This window comes from uncultured Jannaschia sp., from assembly GCF_947494055.1.
In the GTDB taxonomy this organism is placed as follows: Bacteria; Pseudomonadota; Alphaproteobacteria; order Rhodobacterales; family Rhodobacteraceae; genus Jannaschia.
In genome coordinates this window covers 1-357 of record NZ_CANLTR010000209.1, presented here as the reverse complement: position 1 = coordinate 357, position 357 = coordinate 1, and the positions used below count along the sequence as shown (strand labels likewise).

Here is a 357-nt window from a genome sequence, read left to right as displayed (position 1 = left end):
TGACGTTCAGCCGTCGCCGATCCCCCGGATCGGCTTTGGGCCTCACCCTCCTTGATCGTCCGGTTCATCCGTTCGACCTGGCCGTTGGTCCAGGGATGGCTGGGCTTGGTGAGCCGGTGCTCGATCCCGTTGGCTTCGAAAATCATGTCGAAACGCATCGGCCGGGAGAGGATCGTGTTCCTGTTCCGCGGCTGCTCGGCGAACTGGATGCCATTGTCTGTAAGGATCGTGTGGACGTGATAGGGCACCGCCTCAAGCATATGCTGGAGGAACTCCCACGCCGTTTTCCTGTCAGCTTTCTCGACGAGCTGTGTGACCGCGAACTTGCTGGTTCGGTCAATGCCCACGAAGAGGTAG

General features: G+C 59.9%; 1 protein-coding gene. It reads right to left on the bottom strand.

Going from position 1 to position 357, the window contains the following annotated elements; translation table 11 throughout:
- Positions 1–357: DDE-type integrase/transposase/recombinase (locus Q1A87_RS23875; protein WP_299657399.1), on the bottom strand; the 357-nt coding region annotated here is incomplete at both ends.